14 protein-coding genes are annotated in these 14576 nt (G+C 66.5%); 9 read left to right on the forward strand and 5 right to left on the reverse strand.

The genetic code is table 11. From position 1 onward, the window contains the following. Positions 1-201 precede the first annotated feature (201 nt). Positions 202-654: a TspO/MBR family protein gene (locus tag RT513_RS12150; protein WP_290686076.1), complete on the forward strand. Its 453-nt coding sequence runs from the start codon at positions 202-204 to the stop codon at positions 652-654. On the opposite strand, the gene metH is transcribed toward RT513_RS12150, so the two are convergent. Then, on the reverse strand, positions 655-4410 hold the full coding sequence (gene metH, locus RT513_RS12155; protein ID WP_290686073.1) for a methionine synthase: 3756 nt from the start codon (positions 4408-4410) through the stop codon (positions 655-657). A gap of 167 nt (positions 4411-4577) precedes the next feature. On the opposite strand from metH, the gene RT513_RS12160 reads away from it, so the two are divergent. After that, entirely contained in the window at positions 4578-5756 is a 1179-nt protein-coding gene (locus RT513_RS12160; protein WP_290686070.1) for an MFS transporter, read from the forward strand. Positions 5757-6026: 270 nt separating this feature from the next. On the opposite strand, the gene RT513_RS12165 is transcribed toward RT513_RS12160, so the two are convergent. Both RT513_RS12165 and RT513_RS12170 read right to left on the reverse strand, forming a co-directional pair. After that, complete coding sequence (locus tag RT513_RS12165; protein WP_088216639.1) at positions 6027-7619, reverse strand: D-alanyl-D-alanine carboxypeptidase family protein; 1593 nt, start codon at positions 7617-7619, stop codon at positions 6027-6029. 242 nt (positions 7620-7861) lie between these two features. Beyond that, positions 7862-8560 carry an HAD family hydrolase gene (locus RT513_RS12170; RefSeq protein ID WP_290686067.1) on the reverse strand — a complete coding sequence of 233 codons (699 nt, stop codon included), beginning with the start codon at positions 8558-8560 and terminating at the stop codon, positions 7862-7864. 116 nt (positions 8561-8676) lie between these two features. Between RT513_RS12170 and clpS the strand changes: the two genes are divergently transcribed. From clpS to fmt, 7 genes are all read left to right on the forward strand, one after another. After that, positions 8677-8997, forward strand: a complete 321-nt coding sequence (clpS, locus tag RT513_RS12175) for an ATP-dependent Clp protease adapter ClpS (RefSeq protein WP_088216640.1) — start codon at positions 8677-8679, stop codon at positions 8995-8997. A gap of 31 nt (positions 8998-9028) precedes the next feature. Further along, positions 9029-10078 carry a class I SAM-dependent methyltransferase gene (locus tag RT513_RS12180; RefSeq protein ID WP_290686064.1) on the forward strand — a complete coding sequence of 350 codons (1050 nt, stop codon included), beginning with the start codon at positions 9029-9031 and terminating at the stop codon, positions 10076-10078. Next, positions 10075-10896: an SDR family NAD(P)-dependent oxidoreductase gene (locus RT513_RS12185; RefSeq protein WP_088216588.1), complete on the forward strand. Its 822-nt coding sequence runs from the start codon at positions 10075-10077 to the stop codon at positions 10894-10896. Before RT513_RS12180 ends, RT513_RS12185 begins: the two co-directional genes overlap by 4 nt. Positions 10897-10947: 51 nt before the next feature. Then, positions 10948-11469, forward strand: coding sequence for a peptide deformylase (def, locus tag RT513_RS12190; RefSeq protein ID WP_088216589.1), 522 nt, complete (start codon positions 10948-10950; stop codon positions 11467-11469). Beyond that, positions 11466-11975: a peptide deformylase gene (gene def, locus RT513_RS12195; protein ID WP_290686058.1), complete on the forward strand. Its 510-nt coding sequence runs from the start codon at positions 11466-11468 to the stop codon at positions 11973-11975. Before def (RT513_RS12190) ends, def (RT513_RS12195) begins: the two co-directional genes overlap by 4 nt. Further along, complete coding sequence (gene def / locus RT513_RS12200) at positions 11972-12472, forward strand: peptide deformylase (protein WP_290686055.1); 501 nt, start codon at positions 11972-11974, stop codon at positions 12470-12472. Before def (RT513_RS12195) ends, def (RT513_RS12200) begins: the two co-directional genes overlap by 4 nt. Before the next feature lie 78 nt (positions 12473-12550). After that, positions 12551-13450, forward strand: coding sequence for a methionyl-tRNA formyltransferase (fmt, locus tag RT513_RS12205; protein WP_290686053.1), 900 nt, complete (start codon positions 12551-12553; stop codon positions 13448-13450). A 15-nt stretch (positions 13451-13465) separates the two neighbouring features. Here fmt and RT513_RS12210 read toward each other — a convergent pair whose 3' ends face one another. Together RT513_RS12210 and rnhA are read right to left on the reverse strand one after the other, a co-directional pair. After that, complete coding sequence (locus tag RT513_RS12210; protein WP_290686047.1) at positions 13466-14089, reverse strand: trimeric intracellular cation channel family protein; 624 nt, start codon at positions 14087-14089, stop codon at positions 13466-13468. 2 nt (positions 14090-14091) lie between these two features. Then, entirely contained in the window at positions 14092-14553 is a 462-nt protein-coding gene (gene rnhA, locus RT513_RS12215; RefSeq protein ID WP_088216594.1) for a ribonuclease HI, read from the reverse strand. Positions 14554-14576 lie beyond the last annotated feature (23 nt).

Here is a 14576-nt window from a genome sequence, read left to right on the forward strand (position 1 = left end):
CCCCGAAGAAGTATCGATAGTCATTGCCAAAAACACGAAACACTCCTCTTCTGTTCCCTCATACTTTCGACAACCATAGGCTGAACCTGTTAATCGCCGGTGAAAGCAGTGTTTCGAAAAAGCCCGAGACGGTAGCCCACCTTGATCCTATCTCGGCTCGAATTATCTCGCATTCGACGGTTTGAATGCGGTGAGGACGGGATGGGCCGGATTGCAGTCTATGCGATGTTCATCATCGTGGTCCTGGTCATCGGCTTCGGCACGGGCATGACGGTGGAGCCGGGCGGTTGGTATGAGTCGCTGGTCAAACCCTCCTTCACGCCGCCGAACAGCGTCTTCGGCCCGGTCTGGGGGGTGATGTATCTGCTGATCGCGGTTGCGGGAGCTCGCACCTGGCTTCGGGAGCGGACAGAGCGGCCCTTCTGGCTCTGGATCATCATTCCCGCGCTGACCTTCATCTGGACGCCCATCTTCTTCGGGGCGCAAATGACGGTGCTTGCGGCAATGGTGATGGTGGCCCTGTGGCTTGCCGTCGCCGTGTTCATCCGCGACCGCTGGCAGGCGGACCCGCCAACGGCCTGGATGATGGTGATCTATCTGCTCTGGCTTAGCTACGCGACGGCGCTGAACCTGGGCATCGTCTGGCTCAACTGATCATTCCGCAGCCGCACGGCGCGCGGGCGTGTAGTTGAGGATCGGGGCCAGCCAGCGTTCCGCCTCCGCCAGATCAATTCCCTTCCGGCTGGCGTAGTCGGCCACCTGATCCGCCTCCACCCGCGCCACGCCGAAATAGTGCGCGTCGGGATGGGCGAGATAAAGCCCGGAGACGGAGGAGCCGGGCCACATGGCGTAGCTTTCCGTCAGCCGGACGCCGATCCGGGCCTCCGCATCCAGCAGGCGGAACAGCGTGAGCTTTTCCGTATGATCGGGCTGGGCGGGATAGCCGGGGGCGGGGCGGATGCCGCGATACGGCTCTCCGATCAGATCTGTCGGCGCATAGGTCTCATCGGGCGCATAACCCCACAACTCCTTGCGGACATGTTCGTGCATCCGTTCGGCAAAGGCTTCGGCGAAGCGGTCGGCCAGCGCCTTGACGAGAATGGCGGAGTAGTCGTCGTTCGCCCGCTCGAAGTGATGGGCAATCTCCTGCTCCTCCACCCCGGCGGTGACGACGAAGCCGCCGACATAGTCGGGCGCGGAGGGGGAAACGAAATCGGCCAGCGCGGTGTTGGGCCGCCCCTCCCGCTTCCATGTCTGCTGGCGAAGGGTGAAGAACGTCGCCAGATCCCCGCTCCGCCCGTCATCCGTGAACAGCCGGATGTCGTCACCCACGGCCTGCGCGGGCCAGAAGCCGACCACTGCCTTGGGGGAGAACCATTTCTCTGCGATGATCCGTGCCAGCATCGCCTGTGCATCATCCCAGAGCGCGCGGGCGGCGACGCCCTGTTTCTCATCCTCCAGAATGGCGGGGAAGCGGCCCTTCATCTCCCATGTCTGGAAGAAGGGCGTCCAGTCGATGTAGCGCGCCAGTTCTTCAAGGCTCCAGTGGTCATAGACCCGCGTGCCAAGGAAGCTGGGCTTCGGCGGCTGGTAGGCGGACCAGTCCGCGCGGAATGCATTCTCGCGCGCCTTGGCCAGCGGCAGGCGCTGTTTCTCGCGCTCCGACCGGGCATGGGCCTCGGCCACATTGCGGTATTCGGCACGCACCGTTTCCACATAGGCGTCCCGGTTGTCGGACAGCAGGCCGGAGACCACGCCAACCGCGCGGCTGGCATCCGTCACATAGACGGCCTGACCAGCGGTATAGTTCGGGTGGATTTTCACCGCCGTGTGCACGCGCGACGTGGTGGCCCCCCCGATCAGCAGCGGGATGTCGAAGCCCTCCCGCTCCATCTCGGCGGCGACATGCGCCATCTCATCCAGCGACGGCGTGATGAGGCCGGAGAGACCGATCACATCCACGCCCTTCTCCCTTGCGGTCGCGAGGATCTTCTCCGCCGGAACCATGACGCCGAGGTCGATGATCTCGTAATTGTTGCAGGCCAGCACGACACCGACGATGTTCTTGCCGATGTCGTGGACATCGCCCTTCACCGTGGCCATCAGAACCTTGCCCGCGGTTTGCCGCCCCTCGCCCTTCTCGGCCTCCATGTAGGGCAGCAGAACCGCCACCGCCTGTTTCATGACGCGGGCGGATTTCACCACCTGCGGCAGGAACATCTTGCCCGCGCCGAACAGGTCACCCACCACGTTCATCCCGGCCATCAGCGGCCCTTCGATGACGTGGAGCGGCCGGTCGGCCGCCAGCCGCGCCTCCTCCGTATCCGCGTCGATGAATTCTGTGATGCCGTTGACCAGCGCATGCTCCAGCCGCTTCTCCACCGGCCATTCGCGCCAGCCGAGGTCGCGCTCCTTCGCTTCCTTCGCGCCGGTGCCGCGGAAGCGCTCGGCGATCTCCAGCATCCGCTCCGTCGCCGTGCCGCCGGCTTTCGGCACACGGTTCAGCACCACGTCCTCGCAGGCTTCGCGCAGGTCCGGGTCGATCTGGTCATAGACGGCGAGCTGGCCCGCATTGACGATGCCCATGTCCATCCCCGCCTGAATGGCGTGGTAGAGGAATACGGCATGCATCGCTTCCCGCACCGGCTCGTTGCCGCGGAAGGAGAAGGAGAGGTTGGACACGCCCCCGGAGATATGGGCATGGGGCAGCGTTGCCCGGATCTTGCGCGTGGCCTCGATGAAATCGACGCCGTAGTTGTCATGCTCCTCGATGCCGGTCGCCACCGCGAAGATGTTCGGGTCGAAGATGATGTCCTCCGGCGGGAAATCGACTTCCTCGGTGAGGATTCGGTAGGCGCGGGTGCAGATCTCTACCTTCCGCGTTTCGGTATCCGCCTGCCCCGTCTCGTCGAAGGCCATCACGACCACCGCCGCGCCATAGGCCCGGCAAAGACGCGCGTGGTGCAGGAAAGCCTCCTCGCCTTCCTTCAGCGAGATGGAGTTCACCACCGGCTTGCCCTGCACGCACTTCAGCCCGGCCTCGATCACCTCCCATTTGGAGCTGTCGATCATCACCGGCACGCGGGCGATGTCCGGCTCCGCCGCGATGAGATTGAGGTAGGTGGTCATCGCCTTCTGCGAGTCGATGAGCCCCTCGTCCATGTTGATGTCGATGATCTGGGCGCCGTTCTCCACCTGATCGCGGGCCACGTCCAGCGCGGCGGCGTAATCGCCGTTGGTGATGAGCTTGCGGAAGCGCGCGGACCCGGTGACATTCGTCCGCTCCCCCACGTTCACGAAGGGAATGTCAGGGGTCAGGACGAAGGGCTCCAGCCCCGAAAGCCGCATCCTGACCGGCACATTCGGCAGGGCGCGGGGGCCCTCCGCCGCCACTGTCTCCGCGATGGCGGCGATATGCTCGGGGGTGGAGCCGCAGCAGCCCCCCACCACGTTGATGAGCCCGTCGCGCGCGAAATCGGCGATCTGGGCGGCCATCTGGTCGGGCGTTTCGTCATAGGCGCCCATCTCGTTCGGCAGGCCCGCGTTCGGATAGGCGCAGATGAACGTCTCGGCCACGCCCGACAGTTCCGCCAAGTGCGGCCGCATGGCGCGGGCGCCAAGCGCGCAGTTCAGCCCCACCGTGAAGGGCCGCGCATGACGGACGGAGTTCCAGAACGCGGTCGGCGTCTGGCCGGAGAGCGTGCGCCCGGACAGGTCGGTGATCGTGCCCGAGATCATCACCGGCAGGCGGAGGCCGGTTTCCGCAAAGACCTCCTCGCAGGCAAAGATCGCCGCCTTGGCGTTCAGCGTGTCAAAGATCGTCTCGATCAGGATCAGGTCGGCCCCACCTTCCCCCAATCCCCGGATCTGCTCGCCATAGGCGATGCGCAGATCATCGAACGTCACGGCGCGGAAGCCCGGATCGTTCACATCCGGGCTGATGGAGGCGGTGCGGTTCGTAGGCCCCACCGCGCCCGCGACCCAGCGGGGCCGCCCGTCCTCCGCCGTCGCCCGGTCCATCGCGCGGCGGGCGATGCGCGCGCCCTCCCGGTTCAGATCGCGGACGAGATGCTCCATGCCGTAATCGGCCTGCGCGATGGTGGTGGAGGAGAAGGTGTTCGTCTCCACGATATCCGCGCCCGCCCTGGCGTAGCGGTAATGGATTTCCTCGATCGCCTTGGGCTGGGTCAGGATCAGCAGGTCGTTGTTGCCCTTCTGCGGCTTCTCGCCGTTCACGCTGTGGCAGCCGCATCCGCAACCGGCGCCGTGGCCGTGAAAATCCTCCTCCGACAGGCCCAGCCCCTGAATTTGCGTGCCCATCGCCCCGTCGAGGATCAGGATACGCTCCCGTGCGGCGGCGGTGAGCGCGTCGAAGACGGGGGAGCGGAGCGGTTTTGCGGCACGGGTCATGGCGACCTCCCGTAAAATCTGGGGCAAGGGGCGGATCGTTCCTGTTACGCCCTAACATAGTCACCCCGCAACCACATGCGAACCGCGTCTTTGCCTGCGGCTTGCTCTTTTCGGGGCTGCGCGGCACGGTTGCGCGCGGCGCTGGGGAGAGGCGCCGGGAGGGACCAATGCATCCGGGACTGATCTGCCTCGTGGCGGGCTATCTGCTCAGCCAGTTCTACCGCTCGTTTCTGGCCGTGCTGGCGCCCGTGCTCGCACAGGATATCGGGGCTACGCCGGAGGTGCTGGCGCGGGCCTCCGGCTTCTGGTTCCTTGCCTTCGCCGCCTGCCAACTTCCCATCGGCTGGGCGCTGGACAGGGTCGGGCCGCGGCTGACCTCCGGCATTCTGCTCGGGCTCTGCGGCGGCGGCGGGGCGCTGATCGTGGCGAATGCGCGGGGAAGCGGGGAACTCGATCTCGGAATGGCGCTGATCGGGGTGGGATGCGCGCCGATTCTGGTGGCAGGCTATTACATCATCGCACGAGAGTTTCCGCCGCGCCTGTTCGCGACAATGGCCAGCGCCATGGTCGGTCTGGGCATGATGGGCGATCTCGGCGCCTCGTTGCCGCTTGCCTGGTCCACGGCGGCCTTCGGCTGGCGGGCGACGATGGCCGGGGTGGCTGTCCTCACTGTCGCGGTCGCCGTCGCGGTGCTGATCTTCGTGCGCGATCCCGCGCGACTAGCGCCCGCGACCGGTGATTCACAGGGGCTTCTCCGGGTGCTGCGGCCCGGTCCGCTCTGGCTGGTGATGGCGATACTGGTCGTGGGATATGCGCCGGTCGCCGCAGTACGGGGGCTCTGGGTCGGTCCCTATCTGGAGGCGATCCATCATCTCGACCCAGCCGGGATCGGGCTTGTGACCAGCGGAATGGCCATGGCGATGGCGGCGGGGACCTTTGCCTACGGGCCGCTCGACCGCATTCTCGGCACGCGCAAATGGGTGGTGCTGGGCGGGGCGCTCGGCACGGCGGCCTGTTTCGCGCTGCTCGCCATGGAAAGCAGTCCCCATCTGATCCGCGACGTGATCCTGCTGCTGCTCGCCGGGCTCTTCGGCATGAGCTACGGGTTGCAGATGGCACATGGCCGGGCCTTCTTTCCTCCGCATCTGACGGGGCGGGGCGTGGCCGTGCTGAACCTGTTTTCCGTGGGCGCGGTGGGGCTTTTCCAGATGCTTTCGGGCCGTATCTTCGCCGCTGTCCGGCCGGCAGGCGAAGCGGCGGCCTATTCTGCCATCTTCAGCTTTCTGGCTCTCAGCATCGTGGCGGGATGCGCGATCTATGCCTTCGCGCCCGACCGGACGGATTGATCGCACTGCCCCGAATCGCGCCGGGAGCCGTCCAGGCCCGCGGCGTGGGATGCAGCGCAAATCTTGGGGTGAAGCGGTTGCGCCTTTGCGCCGACGCTTCAAGGGCAGCTTCCGATGGAGGGCTGTCCGCGCCATTCCACGACTTGTGGCTCCAGCGTTTAAATCCTTGAGGATAGGGTTCCGACGCAAAACGCCGCCCGGTCAGACGGGCGGCGTTTTGGCAGACGGAGGAACGTCGCGGCCAGTTTGCGCGGCCAGTTTGCGCGGCCGTCAGGAAGGACCGACGGTGAAGCACTGGATATTGCGTGCCTGCAGCCTGCGGCACGCCAGATCGGCAGTGTCCTGGGTCAGCCCCATGAAGGTCGCGTCAAAGCCGGTCGGGCGTTGAACGACCTTGCGCAGCCCATCGCTCAACGTCCCCATTTCGCTCAGCGCGGTGCGCAGCAGAACCTTCTCCGCCTCGTAGCGGGAGTTGAAGCGCCCGAGATTCACACCCCAGAACCGACCGCCGGACGTAGAAAGCCGCGTGACGACTTCCGGTCCTTCGGGAGGGGCAGGGGCCAGCGCCGCGGCTTGCGGCTTGGCCGTCGGCTGCTTGTGGACCGCAGCCGCCGCGAGGACGGGCCGTGAGGGCGGTGCGGGAATGGCCGCTGCCAGGACCATCTCGCGCGCAGGAGTTGCAGGGGCGGGGGCGGCAACCGTATCGATGGAGGAATCGCCCTCCTCCTCGATGGCAGCCTCATCCTCGCCCTCGCTGGCAAAGGGCAGGGCGGGTCGGGCGTCGGGCGCCACCGATGCCATGACAAGCGAAGCGGAGGCCCGCCGCTCCGGCGCATCGTGAACCTCTGCTACCACGCTCGAGATATTTTCCCGGATTGCGGCAATAAGCGCCGGATCGGGCGCACGCTCGGGCCGTTTGGCGGGGCGGGTGCTGGAGGGGGGGGCCATTGCGCTGACTTGCGGCGCCGCGAGGGCCACCTGAATCGCGCGCGAGGCATCTATGTTCGGCATGGCAGAGGCACGGGAGAGGGGTGCCGGAACGGGTTCCGGGTCCGCCTGTGCGATCAGCGCCTCGCTCACCGGGGCACGCGTTGGTGCCTTCTTGAAGCCGATGTCCAGCAATTCCGCCATCTTGGCATTCCGCGCAGGCGTAGACGCCGCGCCAAAGACCGTGGCGATGATCCGCTTGCCTCCCCGCTCCGCCGAGGCGGTCAGGTTGAAGCCTGCGGCGTTCGTGAAGCCGGTCTTGATTCCGTCCGCGCCCTTGTAGGCGTCAAGGAAGCGGCGGTTGGTATTGGCCACCTGCGCGATGCCGGCATCGGATGCACGGCGAGAGAAGATATTGTAATATTGCGGAAAATCGTAGAACAGCCGCCGCCCCAGAATGGTCATGTCACGCGCGGTCGACATGTGTCCCGCCGTGGTCAGACCGTTGGCATTCTGGAACGTGGTATTGGTCATGCCGATCTGCTTGGCAGTTCGGTTCATCCGCTCGGCAAAGGCGGTCTCGCTCCCGCCGATCAGTTCGCCCAGCGTCGTTGCCGCATCGTTTGCGGACCGCAGCGCCGCCGCGCGGATCAGATAGCGCACCGCGATCTTCTGGCCGGGTTTCAGGCCGAGGCGCGAAGGTGGCTCCGCCGCCGCGTTGCGGGTGACCGTCGCACGGGTGTCGAGCGATATCTCTCCCCGTTCGATCGCCTGGAAGGTGATGTAGAGTGTCATCATCTTCGTCAGCGACGCCGGGTGAAGCCGGGTCGTGGCATTCTGCTCGTAAAGCACCTCACCCGAACGGGCGTCGATGACATAGGCCGCGAAAGGCGCGGCGCGTCCCATGAGTGGGAGAAGCGTCATTAGGCAGGCCATGCCCGCCAGGAACAGCCCATGACGGGCCGAAAGCCCCAGCTTACGGATCACTGCTCGTCCTCGTTCTGCCGCGGACCCCGTCGTTCGTCGCGAGGTCTCGTTGATATGGAGGGACGGTAACATGGGCTTCCTCCTTTGGGAAACCCTATGTTTATCGGTGAGTTGTCGCCAATTCCTTAACCGCCCCCCATATTTCGTGGCGGTTCCGCCGATACGCCCCCACCGAAGGCGGTTTCCTGCCGTCACGCCTCTGTGATTTCGGCGATAAGGCCCTCCAATACGCCGAGATGGGGAATCACACGGAAGCGCGACTGTTGCTCCGGCGCATCATCATGTTCCAACTCCCACGTCAGATCGTGGGGCACATGCACGCCCCATCCCCCCGCAGCAAGCGCGGGAATCACGTCGGAGCGGAGCGAATTGCCGATCATCATCGCTTCGCCCTCCCGCGCGCCATGCCGGGCAAAGAGCGCGCGGTAGATATCCGCCGTCTTGTCGGAGACGATCTCGACCGCGTCGAAATGCGGCCCCAGCCCCGACTGGGCGAGCTTTCGCTCCTGATCCAGCAGGTCGCCCTTGGTGATGAGCACGAGCCGATAGTGCCCGGCGAGCTGCGTCACCACCTCCTCCGCATGGGGCAGCAGGTCGATGGGATGGCGGAGCATGTCCTGACCGGCTTCGATCAGCTCGCGGATCACTCGGGCGGGGACGCGCTCCTCCGTCACTTCGATGGCCGTTTCGATCATCGACAGCACGAAACCCTTGATGCCAAAGCCATAGGAGCCGAGGTTGCGCCGCTCCGCCGCGATCAGGCGCCGATGCAGTTCCTCCTGCGCCACGTAGTCCGCAAGCAACGCCGCGAAGCGATCCTGCGTCAGCCGGAAGAAGGTCTCGTTCTGCCAGAGCGTGTCATCCGCGTCGAAGCCGATCACCTGCAGCATGGCGTGCCCTTTTTTCCCGCGGCCTTTCGCGCTATATCTTTGCCGACACCCTTCATCCTTCCCTCCGCTTCGGAGACAGTCCGTTGAGCCTGCCCATGATCCGTGCTCCCTTCACGATGTCCTCGCGCAAGGACAGTCCTGACAGTGATGCCTCGGTCATCACCAAGACCAAGCCCAAGACGCAGCGGCCACCGCTTTACAAGGTGATGCTGCTGAACGACGATTATACGCCGATGGAATTCGTCGTGCATGTGCTGGAGCGGTTCTTCGGCCTGTCCCATTCGCAGGCTTTCGAGATCATGCTGACAGTGCACAAGAAAGGCCTCGCCGTCGTGGGCGTGTTCAGCCATGAGGTCGCGGAGACGAAGGTCGCGCAGGTGATGGATTTCGCCCGCCGTCACCAGCACCCCCTGCAATGCACCATGGAGAAGGAATGACGCGGGGCGACCTCCGTCATTCCACCGAAGAATGACAGACATCAGACTTTCGCTCGCTATCGAGGCAGGCGTCTTTGCCGTGCCCGAAACGGGCACCATCCTCATGCTGCGGCCCCACGCCGGCGCGGATCTTTCGGCGCTGCGGAAGGAGCGGGTACGGATCGTGCAGGGCTTCCGTCCCGATTACGATGCCTTCGCCGCTGCCGGTTATGCCGTCACCCCGGAACCGGAGGGACAGCATGGTGCGGCGGTCGTCGTTCTGCCCCGGTCCCGGGTTGAGGGCCGCGCCCTCATCGCCGCCGCCGTGGCCAGCCTGCCCGCGGGCGCGCCTGTCGCCATCGACGGGGCGCGGACCGACGGTGTGGAAGGCATTCTCCGCGAACTCCGTGCGCGCGTGGCGGTGGGAGAATTGATTTCCAAGGCGCATGGCAAGATCTTCGCCTTTGCCGCGCCGGAGGCTTCCGTCTTTGCCGACTGGCAGGCGCGGCCCACCGTGCTTGCAGACGGATCGGTGACGCTGCCGGGGATGTTCTCTGCCGATGGGCCGGATCCGGGATCGGCGCTGCTGGCCGCGAGCCTGCCGGAAAAGCTTGTCGGGATGGGCGCCGATCTGGGGGCAGGCTGGGGCTATCTGGCAAAGGCGGTTCTGACGCGGCCCGGCGTCAGTCAGCTCGATCTGATCGAGGCGGAGCATGCGGCGCTGGACTGTGCGCGCCGGAACGTGAGCGATCCCCGCGCCGCCTTCGTCTGGGCCGACGCGACACGCTATCAACCGGCGCACCGCTATGACTTCATCCTGTCCAACCCGCCGTTCCACACCGGCCGGGCCGCCGATCCGGCGCTTGGCGCCGCGTTCATCCGGGCGGCCGCGCGGATGCTGACCCCGTCGGGAGCGTTCTGGATGGTGGCGAACCGGCACCTCCCCTATGAGGCGACCCTTCGCGACGCCTTTCGCGAGGTGGAGGAGGTTGCCGGCACCGGAGCCTTCAAGATTTTCCGTGCGAGCCGCGCGGCAGTCGCCACACGCCCCGCTCCCGGTCGGTCAGGCGCGGCCGTCCAGCGCCGACGGCCCGCGAGATGAGCTTTTCCATCGCGGGAAAGACGGCCATCGTCACCGGAACCGCCACGGGGCTGGGCCTCGCCATCGCCCGTCACTTCGTGGAACGCGGCGCGAATGTCATGTTCGCAGAGGCCGATGAGCAGCGGCTTCTGTCGCGCGTGGGCAACGAGGTGGATGCCGACAGCGGCCCGCTGCGTTTCTTCGTGGCGGATACGCGGCGCAAGCTGGCGGTGACCAACCTCATTTCCGCAACCTATGACGCGTTCGAGCGGGTGGACATCCTGGTGAACGCCGGGTTCTTCATGCAGCCATCGGAAGACGTGCTGGACCCGGACTGCGACGGGGTTGAGGAGCTGTGGCAGACGAACGTGCTTCCGGCGCTCCGGCTTTCCCAGCAGGTCGCCCGCCGCATGATCGCGCAGGCGGAGGCAGATGCGCTGGCCGAGGGGGAGGCGGGGTCGATCATCACGCTCTCCTCCATCGCCGCCCGCCGCACGCGGCCGGAAATGCTGGCCGCCTCCATCGCCGCCTCCGGCGTGGAGCAGGTGACGCGCTCTCTGGCGCTGGCGCTCGCGCCGAAACGGATCAGGGTCAATGCGCTCGCCCTTGGCAGCGTGATGACGGAAACCCTGCAAAGCGCCATCCGCGAGACGCCGGCCTACCGTGACGAGGTCATCTCCCGTACACCGGCGGGCCGGATCGCCGGCGCGCGCGAGGTCGTGGAGGCCGTGCAGTTCCTGGCCTCCGAAGCGGCGTCCTTCATGACGGGGGAGGTGCTGACCCTTGACGGCGGGCGGTCGCTTCTCGATGCCGTGCCTTTCGTCACCGGGCGGGCCTGACGGCGCGGCAATCCCGTTGCACAGCGGGCGGTCATCGCCTAAATCCCGATCATGGCACGCAGACTGATCCTCATTCACCCCGATCCGAGGCTCCGCAAGGTTGCGGAACCGGTGACGGACATCACGCCCGAACTGGCAGAGCTTGCGGATGACATGCTCGCCACGATGTATGACGCGCCGGGCATCGGTCTCGCCGCGCCGCAGATCGGCATATCGAAGCGGCTGATCGTGCTGGACTGCGTGAAGGAGGCGGAGAGCGAGCCGCGCCCCATCGCCATGTTCAACCCCGAAATCCTCTGGAGTTCAGAGGATCGCAGCGTCTATGAGGAAGGCTGCCTCTCCATTCCCGACCAGTATGCCGAAGTGGAGCGCCCCGCCGAGGTGGAGGTGCGCTGGCTCGACCGGGAGGGGCTGGTTCAGCAGGAGCGTTTCGCGGGGCTTTGGGCCACCTGCGTCCAGCACGAGATCGACCATCTCGATGGCAGGCTGTTCATCGACTATCTCAAACCGCTGCGCCGGCAGATGATCACCCGGAAGATGGAAAAGCTGAAGCGGGAGCGGGCGCGGGCATGAGCCGCCGCCGCATCCTTTGCTGGCCGGACCCGGCGCTCCGCCGCGTCGCCGCGCCGGTGGAGGAGATCACCGCGGAAATCCGCGATCTGGCCGCCGATCTGCTCGACACGATGTACGCCGCCCCCGGCCGCGGTCTCGCCGCGACCCAGATCGGCGCGATGCACCGCGTTTTCGTGATGGATGCGGAATGGAAGACCGGCCCTGCCAATCCCGTCATCATGCTGAACCCGGAGATCGTCTGGTCTGCGCCGGAGACCGCGCTCTGCGACGAGGGCTGCCTGTCGCTTCCCGGTATCGTGGTGGCGGTCGCGCGTCCGGCGGAGGTCAGGCTGCGCTGGCAGACATTGTGCGGCGGAATGCGGGAAGAAAGCTACCGGGGCTTTGCCGCCGCCTGCGTGCAGCATGAGCGGGATCATCTCGACGGGCAGCTCTGCATCGACCTTATCGGTGAGGAGGCACGGGCGATGATCGCCCCGGCGCTCCGCCTGCTGGAGACTTCCGCATGATCCGCCCCTTTCTGCCTTGGCCTGACCGCAGGCTCCGCACCCCGGCAGCACCCGTCACGGAGGTGACGGAGGAGACGCGGACCATCTGGAACGACATGGTCGAAACCATGGACGCCATGCCCGGCTACGGGCTGGCGGGGCCGCAGGTCGGCGTGATGCAGCGGCTGGCGGTGGTGGATTGCTCGGAGGCGCGGGGGCAGGCCGTGCGCCTGGCGAACCCGGAGATACTGCATGCCTCCGGGCAGTTGCGGATGCATGAGGAAGCCAGCCCCAACCTGCCCGGTGTCTTTGCCCCTATCGAGCGGCCCCGTGCCGTGACCGTCCGGTTCCTGAACGAGCAGGGGGAGCTTGAGCAGAGGGATTTCGTCGGTCTGTGGGCCACCTCCGTGCAGCATCAGATCGACCATCTCGACGGGCGCATGTATTTCGACCGGCTGTCTCCCCTGAAGCGGCGGATGCTGCTGGCGAAGGCGGAAAAACTCACCCGGCGCGCCTGAGAGGGCGAGGCACCTGCCGTCGGTGGCCGCCGCCGCGGCAGGGCGAAGCGGCCTGGCATTGGAACAAGGACACGTGACATGCGACTGATCTTCATGGGAACGCCGGATTTCTCCGTCCCCGTGCTGGATGCGCTCGTGGCCGCGGGCCATGAGGTCGCGGCCGTCTATTGCCAGCCGCCACGCCCGGCGGGCCGGGGCAAGCGTGAACGGCCAAGCCCCGTCCAGTCGCGGGCGGAGACGCTGGGGCTGACGGTGCGCCATCCCCGGAGCTTGCGGACCTCCGAGGCGCAGGCCGAGTTCGCGGCGTTGCAGGCGGAGATCGCCGTGGTGGTGGCCTATGGCCTCATCCTGCCCAAACCTGTTCTGGATGCGCCGGCGCGGGGGTGTCTCAATATCCATGCCTCGCTTCTGCCGCGCTGGCGGGGGGCCGCACCGATCCACCGTGCCATCCTTGCCGGCGATGCGGAAACGGGGGTCTGCATCATGAGGATGGAGGAGGGGCTGGACACCGGGCCGGTGCTGCTTCGCCGGACAACCCCCATCGCGGCGGAAGAGACGACGGGGGAGCTGCACGACCGGCTCTCTGCCCTCGGGGCAGCGGCCATTGTCGAGGCGTTGGACCGGCTGGACGCGCTGAGCCCCGTCCCGCAGGCGGAGGATGGCGTCACCTATGCCGCGAAGATCGACAAGGCCGAGGCGCGGATCGACTGGACCCGCCCCGCGGAGGAGGTTGATCGGCTGATCCGCGGGCTCTCCCCCTTTCCCGGTGCATGGTGCCTTGCGGAGACGGAACGGCTGAAGCTTCTCCGCTCGCGGCCCGTGGCGGGCACAGGCGCGCCGGGGCAGGTCATCGGGACGTTCACGGTGGCATGTGGGGCGGGCGCGGTGGAAATCACGCTGGCCCAGCGGGAGGGAAAGCGCCCGATGGTGCCGGAGGACCTGCTGCGCGGGTTCCGTCTGCCCAATGTGCTCGGCTGAAACCGGCGGGCGGCGCTACCGACGGGGCGGGCGCGGCTTGTAGCTTGGCAGGCGCCAGCCGAAGAGCAGGCTTCCGGCGCGCAGGCCGAAGGTGACGATCCCGCCGATCAGCGCCGCTGTCGGCCCGCTTTCCGACAGGTTCAGGGCGAGGGAGACGGCGAGCGCCCCTCCCGCCGCCGCGGTGACATAGAGTTCCCCCTGCCGGAGAACCAGCGGCACTTCATTGCTCACCACATCCCGCATCAGCCCGCCAAGACAGCCGGTGATGACCCCCATGATGATGCAGATGGACCAGGGCTGGCCCATGCCCGCCGCGATGTTCACGCCCGCGGGCACGGCGATGGCAAGGGCCACGGCATCGCACCACAGGATCGCGCGGGCACGGCTTTCCAGCCTGGGCGCCAGGAAGAACACCAGAGTGGCCGCCACACCGGCAACAAGCAGCATCCCGGGGCGGCCGATCCAGAACACCGGATCCCGTTGCAGCAGCACATCCCGCACCGTGCCGCCGCCCACCGCAGTCAGGCAGGCAAGGAACAGAAAGCCGATCGGGTCAAGCTGCGCCCGGCTCGCCGCCAGTGCCCCGGTGAGCGCGAAGACGAACACCGAAGCCGCGTCCAGCCACGCCCCGGAACCCATGTTCAGCTCTTGCCCGGCTTGTAGGGGGCCATGGCATGCCGCGCGAGTTCATCGGCGCGCTCGTTCTCCGCATGGCCGGCATGGCCCTTGATCCACTGCCACGTCACCTTGTGCGGGCTGCGTGCAGCATCCAGCCGCTGCCACAGGTCGCTGTTTTTCACCGGCTTGTTGGTGGAGGTCTTCCAGCCGTTCCGTTTCCAGCCGTGGATCCATTCGGACACGCCGTTCTTCACATAGGCCGAATCGGTCACCACCGTGATGCTGGACGGGCGGGAGAGGGCCTCAAGCGCGGAGATCGCGGCCATCAGCTCCATGCGGTTGTTGGTGGTCAGCGCCTCCCCGCCGGAAAGCGTGCGTTCCTTCAGCACGGCCTCTCCGTCACGGGCAATCATCAGGACGCCCCAGCCACCCGGGCCGGGATTGCCGGAGCAGGCTCCGTCGGTATAGGCAAAGAGGTCGGTCATCGGGACGAGGTAGCGGCAGCCCG

Source organism: Haematobacter sp. (assembly GCF_032102465.1).
Lineage (GTDB): Bacteria > Pseudomonadota > Alphaproteobacteria > Rhodobacterales > Rhodobacteraceae > Haematobacter.

What these genes read in the sequence shown, in the direction of transcription:
- RT513_RS12150 (WP_290686076.1), top strand. Translation starts at nt 202, where the DNA reads ATGGGCCGGATTGCAGTCTATGCGATGTTCATCATCGTGGTCCTGGTC.
- metH (WP_290686073.1), bottom strand. Translation starts at nt 4,410, where the DNA reads ATGACCCGTGCCGCAAAACCGCTCCGCTCCCCCGTCTTCGACGCGCTC.
- RT513_RS12160 (WP_290686070.1), top strand. Translation starts at nt 4,578, where the DNA reads ATGCATCCGGGACTGATCTGCCTCGTGGCGGGCTATCTGCTCAGCCAG.
- RT513_RS12165 (WP_088216639.1), bottom strand. Translation starts at nt 7,619, where the DNA reads ATGGCCTGCCTAATGACGCTTCTCCCACTCATGGGACGCGCCGCGCCT.
- RT513_RS12170 (WP_290686067.1), bottom strand. Translation starts at nt 8,560, where the DNA reads ATGCTGCAGGTGATCGGCTTCGACGCGGATGACACGCTCTGGCAGAAC.
- clpS (WP_088216640.1), top strand. Translation starts at nt 8,677, where the DNA reads ATGTCCTCGCGCAAGGACAGTCCTGACAGTGATGCCTCGGTCATCACC.
- RT513_RS12180 (WP_290686064.1), top strand. Translation starts at nt 9,029, where the DNA reads ATGACAGACATCAGACTTTCGCTCGCTATCGAGGCAGGCGTCTTTGCC.
- RT513_RS12185 (WP_088216588.1), top strand. Translation starts at nt 10,075, where the DNA reads ATGAGCTTTTCCATCGCGGGAAAGACGGCCATCGTCACCGGAACCGCC.
- def (WP_088216589.1), top strand. Translation starts at nt 10,948, where the DNA reads ATGGCACGCAGACTGATCCTCATTCACCCCGATCCGAGGCTCCGCAAG.
- def (WP_290686058.1), top strand. Translation starts at nt 11,466, where the DNA reads ATGAGCCGCCGCCGCATCCTTTGCTGGCCGGACCCGGCGCTCCGCCGC.
- def (WP_290686055.1), top strand. Translation starts at nt 11,972, where the DNA reads ATGATCCGCCCCTTTCTGCCTTGGCCTGACCGCAGGCTCCGCACCCCG.
- fmt (WP_290686053.1), top strand. Translation starts at nt 12,551, where the DNA reads ATGCGACTGATCTTCATGGGAACGCCGGATTTCTCCGTCCCCGTGCTG.
- RT513_RS12210 (WP_290686047.1), bottom strand. Translation starts at nt 14,089, where the DNA reads ATGGGTTCCGGGGCGTGGCTGGACGCGGCTTCGGTGTTCGTCTTCGCG.
- rnhA (WP_088216594.1), bottom strand. Translation starts at nt 14,553, where the DNA reads ATGACCGACCTCTTTGCCTATACCGACGGAGCCTGCTCCGGCAATCCC.